Consider the following 19,493-nt stretch of genomic DNA (forward strand, 5'->3'; position numbering starts at 1 on the left):
AACCTCCCACATATAACATTTGGATTTCAGCTTCTCCGCTTCCCATCAGCAAATAAACACTTTTGTTGAACGAGTCGAGCCGTCAAAACCCTTTAGTTATCGTGGTATTTCTTGGTTGACCCTATTATATCTCCAGACCCCTTCATCTCAATTGTCGGAACAGACTTTTGACGAATTCCCTCATATTCTGTTTTTGTGTTGCCATCATACTCTGCACCGCTCACATGATGACCCGACCTGTTATAACAGGTCACCTGATATCCCTTCTGTGCCATTCTCGTACAGAGTTCTTTTACGACAATCTCAATGCCGCCTTCCCTGGTCAGCCTCTTATGACCAAACATCGCAATCGCAAATTTTTTTTTCATAATTTTCTCCACTTTTTGCCTCTTCGCATCAACTTGAGTTTTTACAATTCTTAACTCTTCTCCGTCACTTCCAGCCCCACCTGCATCTCCACATCTCTCTTAAGCATCTGCGTTCTGATAACTGCCATGCGTTTATGGCGGTCAATCTTTCGAACCATGCTCTCCATTCCCTTAAGCGGACCGGAAGAAACTTCCAGACGCCCATCGCAGATTCGTCCCGTTGACATTTCAATTTCGTGTCTATGGTTCATCAATTTGTCTAAAAGATGGATTTCATCATCGGAGAGTTCCACTGGCGTGTCCCCTGTCCCAAGAATCTCAACGGGTTTCGGGGCTTTTTGAAAAAGTTTATACACTTGGTCTATCTGATCAGTCACTACAAAGAAGTATTTTGGAAAAAGAAGTTTTTCCTCCTCATGCCAGGCCCCCTGATATTTTTTGAAATATCGGATTTTCGGAAAGAATACATCTTTCAGAAGATCTTTCCCGAGTGCCTGACAATAATCCAGTATTCTGCATTCCTGATCCTGTCCTTCTAAACGAATCGCATACCAGTTCGCGGTGTTTTCCTGCATCATCATCCTCCATCGCACTCTCTTTCACCTGCACACACTTTCCTGTCGACATTCTACTACTTTATTTTTAGAAAGTAAAGTACTTTCTTATATTCAATCATCGCTTTCTTTCCACTCTTATCCAGAATCTATTTTTCATCGCAACAAAAGTTCCAAAGATGTAGAAACAATAAGTGCATGTATAAGGCAATTTTCAACAAGTATTTAGTTGCTTATCTGACTACTAAAACTTTCCGCAACTTCCATTTACAATATAAACATCTAAAGAATCTTGTTTTTCTACAAAATGATGAAATGGAGGGGGATTTATGGATATTATCGGACGCATTGATGAATTGTGCAGTCAGCGTGGAATCACCAAGTATCGCCTTTCTCAGATGACAGGAATTTCTCAATCTGCATTCTCCAAAATGAAACGGGAACAGAATACATTGTCTGTCGAGACCATCAATCGGATTTGCGAGGCATTCGGTATCTCTGTGGCACAGTTTTTTGCAGAGAGCGGAAATTATCCGGATCTCACCGGCGAGCAGAAGCAGATCCTCGACCGCTGGGAGAAACTTGATCCCGACAAGAGACAGTTTGCCTTCCTGATGCTCGACCAGCTCGGTGGATTGTAGGGAAGTAAAATCTCCTCAGATTTCGGAATCTTTGAAGGTGTTTCTACATATTTTAAAGAGATAATGAAAATCAGATTTATGGGGATTTTTCATGAACTTGAAAGATTTAAATAGAAAGTGCGGAAAAAATTTCAGGAGATTCGACAGAAAACTTGACAAAAAGACACTGACGATTCAGGAAACACCGCCACCCGCTCAGGTGGACTTAAGCGCATTTGGTGCACTCCAGATTCAGGCGGTTCGCTCGGACAATCGTTTTCCGATCCCGAATGCCACGGTTTCGCTGTCCATGCCGGATGCACCGGACCAGATTATTGAACAGACGACGACGGATTCCTCCGGTCAGACCGATTCTCTGCGCCTCGCCGCTCCTCCGCTCGAATACAGTCTGACACCAGAAAGCCCACAGCCCTACGCCAACTACAACATCCGCATCACTGCTGCCGGATTTAAGAGTGTGACGATCCGCGGATGCGAGGTTCTTCCCGATGCCTTTGCGATCCAGCCTGTGCAGATGGAATCGGAAGGTGATCCTGCTCCTTTGGAAAATCCCGTCATCATTCCCGACCACACGCTTTACGGCACCTATCCCCCAAAGATTGCCGAGGCAGAGATTCAGCCAGTCAATGAGAGTGGGGAGATTGTGCTCAGCCGTGTTGTCGTGCCCCAGACGATCGTTGTCCATGACGGAGTGCCGACGGATTCCTCTGCGCGCGATTACTATGTTCCTTACCGCGACTACATCAAAAATGTGGCTTCGAGTGAGATCTATGCAACCTGGCCCCAGGCAGCTATCACCGCCAATGTTCTCGCGATCATGAGTTTTACGCTGAACCGCGTCTACACAGAACATTACCGCAACCGCGGCTATGATTTCACAATCACTTCCTCGACCGCTTTCGACCACAAGTGGATCTACGGGAGAAATATTTATGAAAGCATTTCCGTGATTGTCGATGAGATTTTCGACAATTATCTGTCGCGTCCCGGAGTCAAACAGCCGATTCTGACCCAGTACTGTGACGGGCGGCAGGTCCAGTGTCTCCAGCGCGGCTGGATGACACAGTGGGGATCGTGCGATCTCGGAGAACGCGGTTACAATCCGATCCAGATCCTGCGCCGCTTCTACGGGGACAGCATCTATATCAACACCGCGGAAGAAATCTCCGGAATCCCTGCTTCCTGGCCCGGGTATGAGCTGACAATCGGCGCGTCCGGCCAGAAAGTTCAGCAGCTTCAGGAACAGCTCGACGCGATCGCGACCGTGTATTCTGCAATCCCGCGTGTGAGCACCGACGGCATCTATGGTCCGGGAACGGCCGAGTCCGTCTCGCGCTTTCAGTCGATCTTCGGTCTTCCCCAGACGGGAGTGGTAGATTTTTCAACCTGGTACAAGATTTCTCACATTTATGTGGGCGTATCTGGAATCGGGGAACTGTACGGATAAAAAGAAGGCGCTGGCTGTCGTTTTCGCGACAATCAGCGCCTTCTTTTTACGGCTTATCATTTACTTTTTATTACTTAATTATTTCTTTCGCATTCTCGGGAGAAATCTCCGGCAGGATCTTTTCAATGACCTCGCCCGGATGATCAATCACATACTGTGGATGAAACGATTCGAGTTCTGTGCGCGGGCGGAATCCCCAGCTCACACCGACGGTTGTAAGTCCTGCCCCAAGTCCGGTCTTCATATCGGTGTTCGTATCCCCAAAATAGAGTCCATGCTCCGGTGTCTCGCCAAAAGCGTCCAGAATTCGAAGAACACCTGCCGGATCCGGCTTTTTCGGAACTCCGGGCTGCTCTCCGGCAATATAGTCAAAATAACCTTTTCCAAACACATGCTCAATATTTTCGACTGTGCGGGCATGAGGTTTATTGGAAAGAACTGCAATCCGGATATTCCGCTTTTTCAGCTCCTCGAGAAGTTCCGGGATTCCCTCATATGGCTTGACCTCGTACAGACAATGCTTTGCAAAAAGCTCTGTGTACAGAGCCAAACTCTCCTCATAGTGTTCGAGTTTCTCATCTCCGCTGTAACGCAAAGCCCGCTCCATCTGACACTTGTAGCCATCTCCGACAAACTGGCGAATCTGCTCCTCGCCCACCGGCGGATAGCCGAAATGCTCCAGCACCAGATTTGTCGTGTAATTTAAAGCCTTGAGCGTATTTAAAAGCGTTCCATCCAGATCAAAAATGCAATAGTGAATCATAATTCTTTTCCTCCCAGACGAAAATAAAAAAGTCTAAGTTACAGCACTCCCTGTAAAAACAGCAGAACGATCAGCACCGGAAGCACATATTTTGCATAGGCGCGCATCCACTTCGGCGTCTTTAAACCTGCGCCCTGGTTCGCCTCTTTCTGATAATTGTCGTATCCCCAGCCAAGTTTCCAGGTACAGAACAAAAGATAGACAAGAGAGCCTAACGGGAGCAGAAGGTTGCTCACGATGAAATCCTCCAGATCAAGCACTGCGGTTCCGGCGCCCATCGGTGCAAAACCGGACAACAGGTTGTATCCAAGTGCACACGGAAGAGACAGGACAAACAGCAGCACCAGATTCATCAGCGCAGATTTCCGTCTGTCAATGTGAAGCATCTCCATGTCGCAGGCGATGATATTCTCAAACACGGCGATTACTGTGGAGAATGCTGCAAATGCCATAAACAGGAAGAACAGGCTTCCCCAGATCCGTCCGCCTGCCATCGATGCGAAGACATTCGGCAGGGTGATGAAGATCAGGCTCGGACCGCTGTCCGGATTTACCCCAAAGGCAAAGCAAGCCGGGAAAATGATCAGACCTGCCATGATTGCAACGAAGGTATCAAGGATTCCGACGTTGACTGCCTCTCCGAGAAGGGTATTCTTCTTATCCAGATAGCTTCCAAAGATTGCCATTGCGCCGATACCAAGGCTCAGCGTGAAGAAGGACTGGTTCATCGCTGCAACAATCACATTTCCGATACCAACCTCACTTGCGCGCTTGAAGTCCGGCAGAAGGTAGAATTTCAGTCCCTCAGAACCGCCCGGAAGCATCATTCCGTGAACAGCCAGCACAATGATCAGGCACAAAAGTCCCGTCATCATGCACTTGGTGATTCGCTCTACGCCATTCTGAAGTCCCTGTGCACAGACGATGATGCCGAGCACAATGACGATTCCCATCCAGAGCACATTCTGTACCGGGTCTGCAAGCATTCCGCCAAAAATACCCTGTACACCCTCTGCATCCATACCGGAAAATGCGCCCGTCAGGAACTTATAAAAGTAATTAAACATCCATCCTGCCACAGTCGTGTAGTACATCATCAGCATATAGTTGCCGAAAAGTGCAACGTATCCGTGCAGATGCCATTTCTGTCCCGGACGTTCAAGAGCCTGATATGCCTTTACCGGACTCTTATGACTTGCACGTCCCACCGAGAATTCCATGGAAAGTACCGGAACTCCCATCAGTGCCAGAAAGATCAGGTAAAACAGTACAAACACACCGCCGCCGTTCTGTCCGGTCACATACGGGAATCTCCACACATTTCCGATTCCGATGGCACATCCTGCTGAGAGCAGCAGGAAACCAAGTCTTGATCCAAAAGTTTCTCTCTGTTCCATTTGTTTTCGTTTTCCTCTTCCATATCCATTTTCTTTTTCATAAATGCCAGAATAAAGGACTTTTCGGGCATTTATGATTCATCATTTTTAATTCTTGCCTTTTCTACTTTTTCTGCATTTCCGCTTTTCCTACTTTCCCATGCGGGTGACGGATTCTGTGATCAGCTGTTTAAACAGCGGAGCCACACGGTCAGCCGTCTCTTTGACTTCTTCATGGGTCAGCGGCTGGTCGCTCATTCCACATCCCATATTGGAAATGCAGGAAATTCCGCAGACTTTCATTCCCATATGATTTGCCGCAATCGCCTCGCACGCCGTGCTCATCCCCACTGCATCGCCGCCGAGAATCCGGCACATCTTCACCTCATGCGGGCTCTCAAAGTTCGGACCGGTCAGCTGAACATAAGTGCCCTCTTTCAGATCAATGTTTAAATCTTTTGCGGTCTGGCGGATGATCTCACACAGCTTCTTATTGTAGATCTCACTCATATCCGGGAAACGCAGACCAAGCTCGTCAATATTCGGTCCGATAAGCGGAGACGGCACAAAGTTTGCAATCTGGTCCGTGATCATCATAAAGTCGCCCGCCTTGTAGTCGAAATTGACTCCGCCCGCTGCATTTGTCAGGAACAGAATCTCCGCGCCCATCATCTTCATCAGACGGGTCGGGAGCACAACATCTTCCATCGAATATCCCTCATAGTAGTGAACGCGGCCCTGCATGATCACAACCGGAACCTCATTGACATAGCCAAACACGAAACGGCCCTTGTGTCCGCTGACTGTCGATACCGGGAAACCGTCGATCTCATGATAGTCGAGAGTCGCCTCAATCTTGATTCCATCTGCGTAGTCGCCAAGACCGGAACCGAGGATCAGTGCCACCTTCGGGGTGAAATTCACTTTCTTCTTAAAACACTCGTAGCAGTTTAAAAGACGCTCATAAGCTTTCGTCATAAAAAATATCTCCTCCTTTTCTAATTTCTGATTGGCTGTTCTAACTGCCTGCTTTTGTTTTGTCTGACTCCTGTTTTGTTTTTTGACTCTTACCTTTCCTGATCCATGCCACAGACATTTCTCAGGCGCCCCCTTTTTTTCTGTTCAGATTGCCTATTAAGTATACCGTTCCAATGGACTTTCGTCAAGAAGCAGGCTGATTCCGACGCTGATTCTGACACAGATTCCAACACAAAAAGAAGACCTTGCCACACACAGCTACAAGGTCTCCCAAAAATCTTATGAACTACCGTATTCTTTATTTCTTACGCTTCCTTCTCCTCTTTTGCATCCTCAATCAGGCGCATTCCCGCAGTCGAAGTCACCGGGAGAGAAAATACGATCGTTCCCGCCTTGCTCTTCACACCGGCATCTCTCATGATTGCCTGCATGATGTCATTTTTCTGCTCTTTCTTGACAACAATCAGGACGACATCTTTTTCGGCAACGAGCACAACTCCGAGAAAATGCTCTGCGCGCTCCATTCCCGTTCCCTTCGCGTGAATCACCGTACCACCGGATGCCCCCGCGCTCCGCGCCGCATCCATCACCATTTCGGTATAACCCTGATTGGAAATCGCAATCAACAACTCGTATCTGGTATCCTTCAAGGTCGACTCCTCCTCTTTCTCAAAATTCTGATTTTCCGTAAGGAACTGTAGCGCCCTCTTTCCTCCGATGCTTGAGAGCGGAATGATAAATGCCACTCCCATTCCCGGAAGATCGATTCTCATTTTCGTCTGAAGTCCGATCTTGATCTTCTCCCAGACGCGCTCTGTCACAAACGACCAGATCAGCGCTTTCTCTGCATTCTCCAGTCCGAGCAGATTTAAGGTTTCATTCGCAGCTGTTCCGCGGCCGACCGTTCCAAAGGAAACCGCCAGTCCCTGTTCCTGATAAAAATCCTGAAATTTCCGGTACATCGACCGGTTGGTGATCGTCATCATCATACACAGTTCACTCATATTCTATCTAATTTCACCTCTCTCCTGCACATTATCTCACTCACTTTTCTTATTTTAAATTCTCATTCAAAATCCCGTTTACAGCTCAATAATTGCATCCTCATCCATCAAATCCCATGCAGTAGCGCCTGCCGGAAGCGGTGCTCTTCCTTTTGCCTTTTTGCTCTTGAGCTGGAAAATCACCCCGAGAATCTGAATTGTGATAAGAGGAGTCATCGCAACCATCGCAACCACACCGAACGCATCCTGCACAATATTTCCCCCCACAGCACTGCACGCCCCCTGCGCTAACGGAAGCAGAAAGGCTGCGGTCATCGGACCAGAGGCAACTCCACCTGAGTCAAATGCAATCGCTGTAAAAATCTTCGGCACAAAGAAGGACAAACCAATCGCAATCCCATATCCAGGAATCAGAATCCAGAGAATCGGGATTCCTGTGAGCACGCGAAGCATCGCAATTCCAACTGAACACGCCACACCAATCGAGAGGCTTGCGCCCATCGCGCTCGCCGGGATTGCTCCGTCCGTGATCTCCTCCACCTGCTTATTCAGCACATAGACCGCTGGTTCCGCTTTTACGATAAAGTAACCGATCAGCATACCGATCGGCACGATAATCCAGCGATACGAAAGTCCCGCAAGCACCTCACCGAGATATGTTCCCGCCGGCATGAAACCGACATTCGCACCAGTCAGAAACAACACGAGCCCCACATAAGTGTATACAAGGCCGATCCCGATTCTCGTGAGCGGACGCTTTCCTATTTTCAGAACAAGGATCTGAAAAATCCCAAAAAATCCAAGGATCGGAAGCATCGAAACAGCAATCTCCTTTAGATATTCTGGAAGTCCCTCGGCAAACATTTTCGCAAGCTCCACAGAATCTGTGACGGTCGGAATCTGCGTCACCGTATATGTACTGTTCTCAGGCTGATAAATCTTCACGAGAAGAAGCACGGCAAGAATCGGACCGACCGAGCACAGAGCGACAAGACCAAAGCTATCAGAGGCTGCATGGCGGTCGCCGCGGACTGCCGAGATACCGGCTCCGAGTGCAAGGATAAACGGCACCGTCATCGGCCCTGTCGTCACTCCGCCCGAGTCAAACGCAACGCCGACAAAATCTTTCGGAATCTGAAATGCCAGAAGAAAGACGAGCGCATAACATCCGACGAGAAGCGGCGGAAGTGCAATTCCAAGCAGCATACGAAGCAGCGCAATCGCAAGAAAGACTCCGACTCCCCCAGCCACCGCTAAAATCAGTGTCATATTCGGAATTGAAGGCACCTGCCCGGCAAGCACCTGAAGATCCGGTTCCGAGATTGTAACCACAAAACCGAGCGCAAATGCAAGCGCCGTCAGCGCCAGAAGGCTCCTGCATTTGGAGAGACTCGATCCAACCCGTTCGCCCATCGGACTCATCGACATTTCCGCTCCCAGCGTAAAAAACATCATCCCCACAATCAGCATTACCGCCCCGCACAGAAAACACAGCAAAATTCCCGGCGAGAGCGGAGCTACTGTAAAGCAAAGCACAAGCACAATCGCAATGATTGGAAGCACCGCACTGAGTGCCTCCTGCAATTTTTCATGCAGTTTTGTCCGTTCTCTGATCAAACCTGACTCCCTTCTTTCTCTCTGTTTTTTATTTTCCTGTTTTTGTGCAGCTTGCAGTTATTTTTTGTTTTTCTGTCTTTTCTGCACTCATTTTTGTCTGAGCCCTTATTGTAGCATAAACTTTGTGAAGATTCTGTGGTTGTTAAGAAACTTTAACGTAAATTTTCAAGATAATTTCTTATTATCAAATTTTTTTGACAGATATTATTTTTTCTTTCACAGGACACAATTTCCTATAAAGCAAAAACCAGCCTCTGGCTGATCTGTTTCATCAACCAAAAGCTGGTTTTAAAATCCGCTATTTACTCTGCTTACTACTCTACTTACTTGTTCTTATTCCAGACTCCATTTGCATCCACTTTATATCCATCCGGAGTTGTCGTCGAAGTCAGGAGACGGCCGCGGGTTCCATCTGATTCCATATGGAAATAATACCATTTTCCACCGATCTCATGCCAGCCGGTATACATTCTGCCTCGATTTCCTTCCTCATCGCTGAGATAATACCACTGTCCGTCAAGGTGAATCCAGCCGACTGCCATGGTCGCATCTTCATTGAAATAATACCACTCAATCGAACCATTCCAACTGGTCGGAATCCATGCAGACTTCGCCATCGTTCCGTCTGCCATCTTGAATGTCCAGCTTCCCTGTTCATTCTTCATCCAGTCTCCTGCCACAGCAATGACAGAGGCACTTACATTTCCTGTTGAAGTCGCATGGGATCTTCCGCTTCCATTTCCGCTTCCGCCGCCATGTCCGGTGTTTGTTCCGCTGTTACCACTGTTGCTGTCATTGCCATTATCACCCGTGTTTCCATGGTCCGGATTCTCTGGCTTCTCCGGCTCTTCTGGCTTGCCCGGTTTGCTCGGCTCATCCGGAGTCTCCGGTGAAGAGGAATATGTCAAGCCATAGTTCAGCTCATAATAATTGCCCTCACTGTCACGATATGCATAGGCTTTTCCATTCTCATCCTTCATGCTCTCCGGCATGTACTGATCTTTCGCATATCCCGGAACATCATTTCTGGAAACACAGACGCCATCCGCATTGACAGCGATCACATCGTCATTCTTCGGAAGCGTGATCGGCATTTTTCCGCTCGGCTGATACTTGCCGGTCATAACATCCATCGTTGCATCCGCATAGGTATCAAATCCTGCCAGAACTGCATCAGAGTACGGCTCCACATTTCCAAGGAGCCATGCAAGTGTAAAGTTGACGTTCGTAATCACCTTACCGCCATTTGCATGAACAGCATCCGCAATCGTCTGAATCTTTCCTGCATCTTTGAGAGTTGTCTCCTCATGGGTTGCCGCAACTGGACGACCTTCCTCATCGACATTGTGAACGGTCTTTCCATCGCAGATATCAAGCTCCAGATATCCGGCTGTTGCAGAGAAGTAATTTCCAGAACTCGGATTTACAAACAGAATTGCGTAATCTGCATTTGCGTAATCATCCGTCAGCGTCATCTGATACTTGCTCTCTAAATTCTTTCTCAGTGCTTCGGTCTGGGTACTTCCGCCATTCTGGGCAAAATACTCGACATAAACGCGTTTTCCATTCAGCTTTGTCTCACTAAGTGGAAGAATATTCTCTTTGTTCTTCAGCAGGACAACGGACTTTTGGTGTGCCTCATATGCCGCATCCCAGTTTTCCGGATTGTCCACGGTTGCTTTGGCCTCATCCGGATCACGGTACGGATTTTCAAATAAGCCAAGCTCAAACATTTCCCTCAGCAGTCTCTCATTTGCCTGATTGAGAGCTTCCTCCGTCACAGTTACCTCGTCCTTTGTGAAACCATAAGCAATCTCATGGGTATCATAGTAATCACTCTTGCTTCCATCTGCCGAACGCTCATAAGCCTCTCGCATGGACCACACATCATTCGTGTCACCGATGATGTCTGTTCCTGCATTGACCGCATAGGCGGCACGCTCCGGAACATCCAGTTTTTCAACTCCCCATGCCATGTTATTGATAATGCCACTGTCACTGTTGACATATCCTTCATGGCCCAGCTGGTCTCTGAGAAGTCCCTGAATGAATTCCTTATTGAATGCAAATCCAACCTGCTGCATATTCAGCTGTTTGCCGTTCTTATCGTACTGTGGCTCACTCTTGTCAGGAGCCGGTTTTGCATAGTACGGCATGATGGAGGAAACATGATTATCCACCGCTGCCTCAAAGCCCGGCAGATGATACTTGCGAAGACTGTCCTCTGTCTGGTAAACATTCCACTGACCCTGTTTGTAATGCGGATCAAAACCATTCTCTCTCGCTCCGCCGCCCGGGAAATGCTTGATCGTCAGCGCAACTCCGTCTGACTGTACGCCCTCACTGCTTCCCTGGAATCCAACGACAAGACGTTCTGCAGCGTCTGCGATGAAATTCGGATCTTCTCCAAACGTTCCATACGTTCTCTGCCATCTCGGATCTGTCATCGTATCTACCATATACATGTAGCCCTTTTTCAGACCGCTGGCATCCCACTCGCTCTTTCCGATCTCAGCAAACTGGGAAATCAGAGAAGCATCCTTTCCAGACGCAATATCTCCTTTCGCTGCCGCTGCAAGACCCATCGTACCCGGCCAGGTAGAAAATACACCGGATGCATCATTCATTCCGAATGTCATCTGGCCGTTCTCATTTCTGGAATTCGAACTTACAAGCACCGGAATGCCGAGATCTGTTCCCTCAGCCACATAGTTCATCTGATTGATCCAGCTTGCCATATCCTCCGGCTCCGGATTCTGTCTCAGAATAAAATGACGCAGTTTGAGTTCCTCGATCGTTGCAGTTGTTCCAAGAGTCTCCGTCTGACCAAAGATTGAGGTATCTCCCTTCTTCTCCGTCTCATCTAAAAGTCCGGTGGAATCCTTCTCTTTTGCATTGATGCCCATTCCTCTCGAATTGTTGAACATCATACCAATCTTATCATCAATACTCATCTGAGCGACAAGATCTTTCGCTCTCGTCTCCGCGTCAAGTCTCCAGTCCTCATATGCATCCAGAACTCCATTTCCATTGGAATCCTTAAAATACTTTCCATCTTTCTCGATAATGTCTTTTGCGGTTGCTCCGATTACCGGTTCCCCGCTTCCATTCTCCTGATACTGAATCACAGAAGACCAGAGTCCGGTCTCTGTTTTCTTGTCTGCCAGAGCCTGATCCAGCTCGTTCATCGCAGTCAGTTTCGCATTCTTTCCGAGGCTCATCGTCTGCACCGAGTAAGCATCGAATTTTTCAAACATCTGCTGATAGGTATAGACAAGATCTCTCTCCTTGCTGTCCAGTCCAAGAACGATCTTTAACGTGTCCTCATCTCCGGAAACTGCCTCGCCAAAACCACCCTCTCGAATAGCAGTGATTGTCTGGCTGATAATATCCCATCTGAGTCCAAGCTCCGTACGCTTTGTCTCGCCCTTATTGTTGCTCAAAATCTCCCAGTTTCCACCCTTCGTCTTTGCGGAAGATGGATCTGCCGTGATTCCAACATAGGCCTTTCCAGCCTTCATGTAAGAGGAGACATCTCTGTCCTGTTCTCCATCAAGAATCAGATCAACCACAACCTCACCCTTAAAATTCTCAGGTACACAGACGCGGGCATAGTTTGTGTAATCCATGCGGTACATTCTGCGGCGATACAGGCTGTTTTCTCTCTGAATTCCATACACATTCGCCTTTCCGCTCAGCTGATACTCGGAATCTGTATAAGAAATATTTCCGGCTGTCTGCTGTACACGATTCTTCTCTGCGACAGTCGGAGCACTCTTCATGGAATCCTCAATTTCTTCATCATCACTTCCCGGATTTCCGAAAATCGGCTCATTTTCAGCATGTTTCATCATGCGCTCACGGTCCTCTTCAAGGATCCATCCCTCGGCAATTGCCTCATCGAGTGCCTCGGCATACTTCTCCAGATAATCTTCCCGATCCGTGTAGAGATCCCCAAGCGTCTCATCATCAAAGTAGACCATCGAACCGCCATCGGTGCTGTACGCTCCGTTTGCCCCGCCGTAATATGCTCCGACCGGAACACTCACCTGAGGAGAACGGATTCCGCCTTCCATATTTCCATTTTCATCACGTTCCGGAACAAACATGCTGAAATATCCGGAAGAAACCATTTTTCCGTGGACTTCATCAGTCGTCGGGCCGTAAGGAGCCACCTCACTTCCGTTTGCCCACTCATCAAGATTGTACAGTGCCGCATTGACAAACACATCCATATCAAGATCGGTGTTCGTATTCGGACGTCCCGTCTTGGCATCTTTCTTGAATGCGACATAGTCTCCTGCCGGTCTTCCCGCCTTCATCTGGATCTCATCTTTCATATCCGGGAGGAAGATCTTGCTTGAATGTGCACCGCCTGCAAAGACATAGTGACGATACATATCCACTTCCGGCTCATCAGAATCCTTTCTGACTACACTCGGGTTATAATCATTCTCTCCGACAAGAAGGATAAACGGAATCCGGGATGCCTTGTTCGGCGCGCCAAACTGGAAGCTTCCCTTATCAATGTCCACCGGCATCGCAGCGGCGCCGCCGACAACATTTAAGATACCATCATAGATGTGATCTGCACCCTCCTTATAGAGGTCATCCACATCTTCTCCTGTCTCGATTGCATCGGCATATTCCGGATCGACTAAATAGTTTGCCTCTCCAAAATAATTGTTAAAGGTATTGACATAAAATCCCGACTGTGACTGACCGATCAGATAGCAGGCATCTGCTCCATCCCCGTCTTCTCCGTACAAGAGAGTAGACCCGTCTCTCTTTAACTCTGCGCCAACCTGACCAAGAATATCCCAGATAATTCCATTGTTCGTCCATTTGAGCGCCTTATAACGATCTTTGTCAAACTTCTTCAGTGCATCGACATTTCCGCTCTTGGAAGTCACTCCGACATAAATGCACCCTTCCCGCATAAAATACTCATAGCTTCTCCGCCAGATATCCGGAAGGTCAACTCCGCTGCTCGCATTCAGAATCTCCACATAGACCGTTCCGTTAAAATCATCTGGATTTTCCGGTTTAAAAACAATCACGCGGTCTACATAATCTGCATCGCTCTTTGTCGCAAGCTTGCTTCCCTGTGCCTGATAAACATTGGCATTTCCTGCAAGAAAATATTCATTTTCCACATATCCGTAATCCGAAAGATCAATTCCGCCCTTCGTGCGCTCTCTCGTCTGACTCAGATACGGGTAGCTTGAAGATGTCTCCGGAATGTTCTTTTCATCTCCCTCAATCACATCCCCGTTTTCATCCACAAACTTAACCGGTCTGTTAAACGAGCGAACTGCCATTGCAAGTGCGTTCGATGCCGTTGCATTTGATGCAGTCGCATTTGACGCCGTCGCCTTGCCAGATGATGCATTTGATGCTGTCGCTTTCGAAGCGTTTGACGATGTCGCATAGGTGTCCTCATCTTCATCGTCAATATTTTCGTCCGTATCCATGATATACCAGTTATACTTGGATGCTCCCTTCGGTGCTGCCCACGCATAACTCGGAAGAATACTCGTTGCCGTCAGTACCGCTGCCATTGCAGAAGCAGTCTGTCTGCGGACTTTCCCAAGATTCTTGTGACTGTTGTTTCCCCCTGTTTTTTTCACAGTCCCTTCTCCTCTCTTGTACGTTTTTCACTTTTCAGGCCTGATAGGTCTTATTTTATCATGCATTTTTCACAAACGATACAAGACTTTTTTAACTTTCTTAGCACTTTTTTAACATCTTATCCTTGTTTTCTTCGTTTTTGCATCAATTATGCACATTTTTATCGTTTTTGTTTATATGATTTTCGATCCAAAGAAAAAAGGAACTGCTCTCACAGTCCCTTTTCCATCTCCCGCTTGGAGATCTCAAGAAATTTTCTTGCACTCAGCGGAAGTTCTTCTTCTTTTCGGTATGCCGCCACGAGCTGCCAGAGCGCGTGCATGCTCCGGTCAATCGGGAAATACTCAAGTCCCTCCGTCCCGGAAAACAGTGTCAGATACGAGCGCGGGAGGAAGGTCGCCCCGAGTCCCGCTGCAACAAGGCGCTTCGTCGTCTCCATGCTTTTCGAGACGTACCGCACATCCGGAATGATTCCCGCGCGGCTTAAAATCTGATCCCCGACAAGCCGCAGTTTCTGCCTGCTCTCCACAAGGATAAACGGCTCCTGTGCGAGCAGGGAAATCTGTGTTGCAGTCAGCGGCTGATTCTTCTGAAATGGAAATCTGCCGTGCCAGCTCATCGGAAGCACGAGATAAAACGGGTCATCGAGAAATTTTTCATACTGAAGTCCCTGTGACTCCTCCTGAAAGTGCATCACACAGAAATCTACCTTTTTCTGAAAAAGAAGGCGCTCTAACTCCAGAGAGTTGTTCTCGCGAAACTTGACCTGAATCCCCGGATAGAGTTCCGAAAATTCCGGGAGCACGGCCGGAAGCACGTAGGCAGCAAGGTTTACGGGGATCCCCACTGTCAAGATTCCCTTTTTCATCTGCTGATATGCCTCAAGCTCCACCCTCATCTGACGGGAAAGCCCCCGGATCTGCTCTAACTGATCGAGAATGATGCTTCCCACCGCAGTCTCCTCAACCCCCTCGCTTGTTCGAAGAAACAGCGAGACGCCAAGACTCTCCTCGATCTGAATCACCGCCTGGCTGAGCGACGGCTGGGCGATAAAAAGTTCATCAGCCGCCCGGGAAATATTCTTCTGCTGCCGGATCTCAATCAGATACCGGACATCACTGTCCGTCCACTCCCGCAGATAGGAAGTTTCCATATTTCCGAGTGTGCGGATCTCTGTAAAGATCGCGCGGATCTTTCTTCCAAACGCAATCACAACCTCCCCCTCCGGAGTCGGCACAACACCGCTGTGACTTCTGCGAAACAGGGTCACTCCCAGTTCCTCCCCGACGGAGCGGACAACCCGGTTTAAGGTCGATGCATCCCGTTTTAACAGAGAGGAAGCTTTCTGAATGCTTCCCTGCTCTGCAATTGTTTCAAGATAACGCAGCTGTCGTTCATTCATTGTCTTCTCTTCCCCTCTTTCGTTCTTATTTCTATTTTTCTCTCTGTTCTTATCGGAGCAGATCTCTTCTGCTGTGATACGTCGTGTGAAGCAGTTTGTGGGAACGCTCTCCGAGCGGCTCTCCGAGGAATTCCTCATAAAGTCTCTGCACATACGGGTTCTCATGGGATTTCCGGATCGGCAGATTTCTGTCCTCCTCATAGATCGCGCGTCTTCTCTCTGCAAGAATCCGGCGCGTCTTCGGTGCATTTCCGCCTCCGCCGATGCATCCGCCCTCACACGCCATGACTTCAATGAAGTGATACGGGGAAGTTCCTGCCTTGACCTCATCGAGCACTTTTCTCGCATTGCTCAGACCGTGAACGACTGCGACGCGGACTTTCATGCCGTTTAAATCAATCTCCGCCTCGCGGATTCCCTCCGTGCCGCGAACCTGATCGAACTCAAGGCGAGGAAGCGTCTTGCCGGTCACAACCTCATAGACCGTGCGCAGGGCTGCCTCCATCACACCGCCGGTTGTTCCAAAGATCTGTCCGGCGCCGCTTCCGAGACCGAACGGGCTGTCAAACTCCTGATCCTCGAGATCGTCAAAATGAATTCCCGCAGTGCGGATCATCTTGGCAAGTTCCTCGACTGTGATCGAAATGTCGACATCCTGATAGCCGCTGTCACACATCTCAGAGCGCTTGCACTCAAATTTCTTTGCGGTACACGGCATAACCGAGACACTGCAGATCTCCTTCGGGTCGATCTCGGCCTTCTTTGCGTAATACGTCTTAATCACTGCACCGAACATCTGCTGGGGAGATTTTGCACTCGAGAGATGCGAGAGCTGTTCGTAGCCATAAGTCTCACAGTACTTGACCCATGCCGGACAGCAGGATGTCATCATCGGAAGCGTTCCCCCATTTTTCAGGCGGTTCAAGAACTCGGTTCCCTCCTCCATGATCGTCAGATCTGCCGTGAAATCAGAGTCAAACACTTTGGAAAATCCGATTTTTCGCATTGCGTGGATGATTTTTCCTGTCGTCACTGTGCCCGGCGCATATCCGAGTGACTCCGCAAGCGTGATGCGCACCGATGGAGCAATCTGGGCGACAACGTGTTTTCCCTTTGCGATCTGATCGTAGATCTCGTCCGTATTGTCGCGGATCGAGAGGGCGCCGACCGGACAGACCTGAATACACTGGCCGCAGTTGACGCAGCAGGTATCGACGAGTTTCTTTCCGTAAGGCGGGACAACCGCTGTGCCGTATCCGCGGTTTTCCTTTGCCATAACCGTGATTCCCTGTCCCTTCGTGCACGCCTCGACACAGCGCCCGCAGAGAATACATTTACTCATGTCGCGGACAATCGACGGGGATGAATCGTCAAACCATTTTTCCCTCACATCAAGCTCATATCGGTTCGGGCGGTTCATATTTAAGTCTCGTGCGACCTTCTGAAGCTGGCATTTTCCGTTTTTGGAGCAGACGAGACAATCCTGGGGATGTCTCGCGAGAATCAGCTCCATGATGTTCTTTCTCGCCTTGATGACTTTCGGGGATGCGGTCTTTACAACCATTCCCTCTGAGACCGGCATGCTGCAGGCCGTCGGCAGAAGGCGCTGTCCCTCGACCTCGACCACACAGATCCGGCAGACTGCCTTGACAGCCTGATCCTCGTGATGGCAGAGCGTAGGGATGTGAACATTGAGCCTTCTGGCTGCCTCTAAGATTGTCGTTCCCTCCTCTACCGCAATCGCTTCTCCATCTATCGTCAGATTAATCATACCGCATCGTCCTCCTCGCTGCACACATGGCAGTATTCCCGGTCAATATGGCGCAGATAACAAGAATAAAAGTTCTGGATGCTGCTCGTCACCGGAACTGCTGTGGAGTGACCAAGTCCACACAGTGCGGTTAAACGCATCGTTTCCGCCAGATCTTCAATCGTCTCAATGTCCCTGATGCTTCCGCGCCCCTCCGCGATCTTGCAGATCAGCTGATAGAGACGGGTGCCGCCCTCTCTGCACGGCGTACACTTTCCACAGGACTCATCCTTGAAAAATTCGAGGTTATTCCGCACAATGTCGATGATACAGTTGCGGTCATCCATCACAAGAATCGTTCCACAGCCGAGACGTCCGCCGGAATTCGACACCTGATCGATGTCGAGCGTCATGTCGATCTGGGATGCATTGATAATCGCTCCAGATGCACCACCTGTCTGCACGGCAAGCAGTTCCCGTCCTTCCTCCATTCCGCCGCAGACCTCGTAGATCAGGTCTTTTAAATTGATTCCCATCGGAAATTCAAAGACACCGCGGCGCTTGACATTTCCGCAGACCGTAAAGAGTTTTGTGCCCGGGCTGTTGTCTGTTCCGATTGTGCGGTACCACTGCCAGCCATTTCTAAAAATCGGAGCGATGTTTGCGAGTGTCTCGACATTGTTGAGCACCGTCGGTTTTCCAAACAGGCCGGAGATACCCGGAAACGGCGGCCTAAATCTCGGCTCGCCCCGCTTTCCCTCAATCGACTCAAAGAGTGCGGTCTCCTCGCCACAGACATAGGCGCCTGCACCGGAGCGAAGCTTGATGTCAAAGTCAAACCCGCTTCCCATAATGTTGTTTCCTAAGCAGTGTTCTTCTCTCGAAGACTCGAGAGCCGCCTCAAGCACCGGAACGAGGTATGCGTACTCGGCGCGCAGATAGATGAAACCGACATGGGCATTGACTGCCTTTGCTGCGATCGCCATTCCCTCAAACACGGCACACGGATCACAGGAGAGAAGAATGCGGTCCTTGTTTGTTCCCGGTTCCCCCTCATCCGCGTTGCAGACGATGTACTTCACATCTCCCGGCGCGTCGTAGGCAAACTGGATTTTGCGGAAAGTCGGAAATCCTGCTCCGCCTCGTCCGCGAAGGCCTGCAAGGCGAAGCTCCTCAATGATCTCTGCCCCGCTCATCGAGAGGGCTCTCTTTAATGCCTCATATCCGCCGGTCGCAATGTACTCGGAAGCCTTTCTCGGATTGATTTTTCCGCGATTTCTCAAAAGAATCTGTCGCTCTTCCATCTCTTACACCTCCCCACGGATATAGCGCTTTACGACATCCCGGACGCTCTCCGGCGTCAGGTTGACGTAAGCCTTCTCGTTGATCATAATTGCCGGTGACTGCTCACACACGCCGAGGCACGGACAATACTCAAGCGTAAATCTCCTGTCCTCCGTCGTCTCACCCATCTTGATCTGGAGCAGATCCTCGAGTGCCCGGACAATCTCTTTTGCACCGCGCACATGGCAGGGAGCACTCTTGCACATGCGGATCACATATTTGCCGCGCGGCTTTACGGAAAGCATCGCATAGAACGTGACAAAACTGTAAACCTGAGTCTGCGGGATATCCATCTCTCTCGCAATCACCGAGGCAACCGAGGCGGAAAACGCCGGTTCAATCTTCTGAACCTTTGTAATCACCTTCATCAGCATCTCCGGTCTCCCTTTGTAGTGGGAAGCAATCTCCGCAATCTTCACCAGCTGGGATGACGGGGTCTTGTAACTGTAATTCTCTTCTTCTCTCATCCGGACCCTTCTCCTTTCAAAAACAGGTCTCAAGAATAACTCTTGCTTGTCCAAAAAATCAGGATTCCAATGGAATCTCTCGCAGATCCTGCTGAATATTTTCTTGAACATTTTCTCTGACCTGACTGTTTTTTCTGAAAACAAGTATAGG

The 19,493-nt window shown here is 49.1% G+C and carries 14 protein-coding genes and 2 pseudogenes; 2 read left to right on the plus strand and 14 right to left on the minus strand.

Going from position 1 to position 19,493, the window contains the following annotated elements:
- Positions 1-92: 92 nt before the first annotated feature.
- Both ACR0QE_RS10450 and loaP read right to left on the minus strand, forming a co-directional pair.
- Positions 93-368 carry a hypothetical protein gene (locus tag ACR0QE_RS10450; protein ID WP_432628296.1) on the minus strand — a complete coding sequence of 92 codons (276 nt, stop codon included), beginning with the start codon at positions 366-368 and terminating at the stop codon, positions 93-95.
- A 50-nt stretch (positions 369-418) separates the two neighbouring features.
- Complete coding sequence (gene loaP / locus ACR0QE_RS10455; RefSeq protein WP_432628297.1) at positions 419-949, minus strand: antiterminator LoaP; 531 nt, start codon at positions 947-949, stop codon at positions 419-421.
- A 302-nt stretch (positions 950-1,251) separates the two neighbouring features.
- On the opposite strand from loaP, the gene ACR0QE_RS10460 reads away from it, so the two are divergent.
- On the plus strand, positions 1,252-1,563 hold the full coding sequence (locus ACR0QE_RS10460; RefSeq protein WP_432628298.1) for a helix-turn-helix domain-containing protein: 312 nt from the start codon (positions 1,252-1,254) through the stop codon (positions 1,561-1,563).
- 91 nt (positions 1,564-1,654) lie between these two features.
- Positions 1,655-3,010 (plus strand): peptidoglycan-binding protein, encoded by a 1,356-nt coding sequence (locus ACR0QE_RS10465; RefSeq protein ID WP_432628299.1) that lies wholly within the window; start codon positions 1,655-1,657, stop codon positions 3,008-3,010.
- Between the two features lie 70 nt (positions 3,011-3,080).
- On the opposite strand, the gene ACR0QE_RS10470 is transcribed toward ACR0QE_RS10465, so the two are convergent.
- The 12 genes and pseudogenes from ACR0QE_RS10470 to ACR0QE_RS10525 form a co-directional block, all read right to left on the minus strand.
- The gene (locus tag ACR0QE_RS10470) at positions 3,081-3,773 is read right to left on the minus strand and encodes an HAD family hydrolase (protein ID WP_432628300.1); all 693 of its coding nucleotides are present in this window, start codon (positions 3,771-3,773) and stop codon (positions 3,081-3,083) included.
- A gap of 38 nt (positions 3,774-3,811) precedes the next feature.
- Positions 3,812-5,170, minus strand: a complete 1,359-nt coding sequence (locus ACR0QE_RS10475) for a sodium-dependent transporter (RefSeq protein ID WP_432628301.1) — start codon at positions 5,168-5,170, stop codon at positions 3,812-3,814.
- Between the two features lie 129 nt (positions 5,171-5,299).
- Entirely contained in the window at positions 5,300-6,127 is an 828-nt protein-coding gene (locus tag ACR0QE_RS10480) for a purine-nucleoside phosphorylase (RefSeq protein ID WP_432628302.1), read from the minus strand.
- Between the two features lie 305 nt (positions 6,128-6,432).
- Positions 6,433-7,131, minus strand: a complete 699-nt coding sequence (locus ACR0QE_RS10485) for a P-II family nitrogen regulator (RefSeq protein ID WP_432628303.1) — start codon at positions 7,129-7,131, stop codon at positions 6,433-6,435.
- 78 nt (positions 7,132-7,209) lie between these two features.
- Complete coding sequence (locus tag ACR0QE_RS10490; RefSeq protein ID WP_432628304.1) at positions 7,210-8,748, minus strand: DUF1538 domain-containing protein; 1,539 nt, start codon at positions 8,746-8,748, stop codon at positions 7,210-7,212.
- 323 nt (positions 8,749-9,071) lie between these two features.
- Positions 9,072-9,413, minus strand: coding sequence for a hypothetical protein (locus ACR0QE_RS10495; protein ID WP_432628309.1), 342 nt, complete (start codon positions 9,411-9,413; stop codon positions 9,072-9,074).
- Positions 9,414-9,650: 237 nt separating this feature from the next.
- A pseudogene (locus ACR0QE_RS10500) lies at positions 9,651-11,936 on the minus strand (glycoside hydrolase family 3 N-terminal domain-containing protein); the annotation flags it as partial.
- Between the two features lie 48 nt (positions 11,937-11,984).
- A pseudogene (locus ACR0QE_RS10505) lies at positions 11,985-14,309 on the minus strand (alpha/beta hydrolase domain-containing protein); the annotation flags it as partial.
- Positions 14,310-14,590: 281 nt separating this feature from the next.
- Positions 14,591-15,781: a LysR substrate-binding domain-containing protein gene (locus tag ACR0QE_RS10510; protein ID WP_432628305.1), complete on the minus strand. Its 1,191-nt coding sequence runs from the start codon at positions 15,779-15,781 to the stop codon at positions 14,591-14,593.
- A gap of 49 nt (positions 15,782-15,830) precedes the next feature.
- Entirely contained in the window at positions 15,831-17,552 is a 1,722-nt protein-coding gene (locus ACR0QE_RS10515) for an NADH-dependent [FeFe] hydrogenase, group A6 (RefSeq protein ID WP_432628306.1), read from the minus strand.
- Positions 17,549-18,835, minus strand: coding sequence for a complex I 51 kDa subunit family protein (locus ACR0QE_RS10520; RefSeq protein ID WP_432628307.1), 1,287 nt, complete (start codon positions 18,833-18,835; stop codon positions 17,549-17,551). The genes ACR0QE_RS10515 and ACR0QE_RS10520 overlap by 4 nt, the downstream gene beginning before the upstream one ends.
- A gap of 3 nt (positions 18,836-18,838) precedes the next feature.
- Positions 18,839-19,342: an NAD(P)H-dependent oxidoreductase subunit E gene (locus ACR0QE_RS10525; protein ID WP_432628308.1), complete on the minus strand. Its 504-nt coding sequence runs from the start codon at positions 19,340-19,342 to the stop codon at positions 18,839-18,841.
- Positions 19,343-19,493 lie beyond the last annotated feature (151 nt).

It is taken from the genome of Brotaphodocola sp., assembly GCF_050873065.1.
Lineage (GTDB): Bacteria > Bacillota > Clostridia > Lachnospirales > Lachnospiraceae > Brotaphodocola.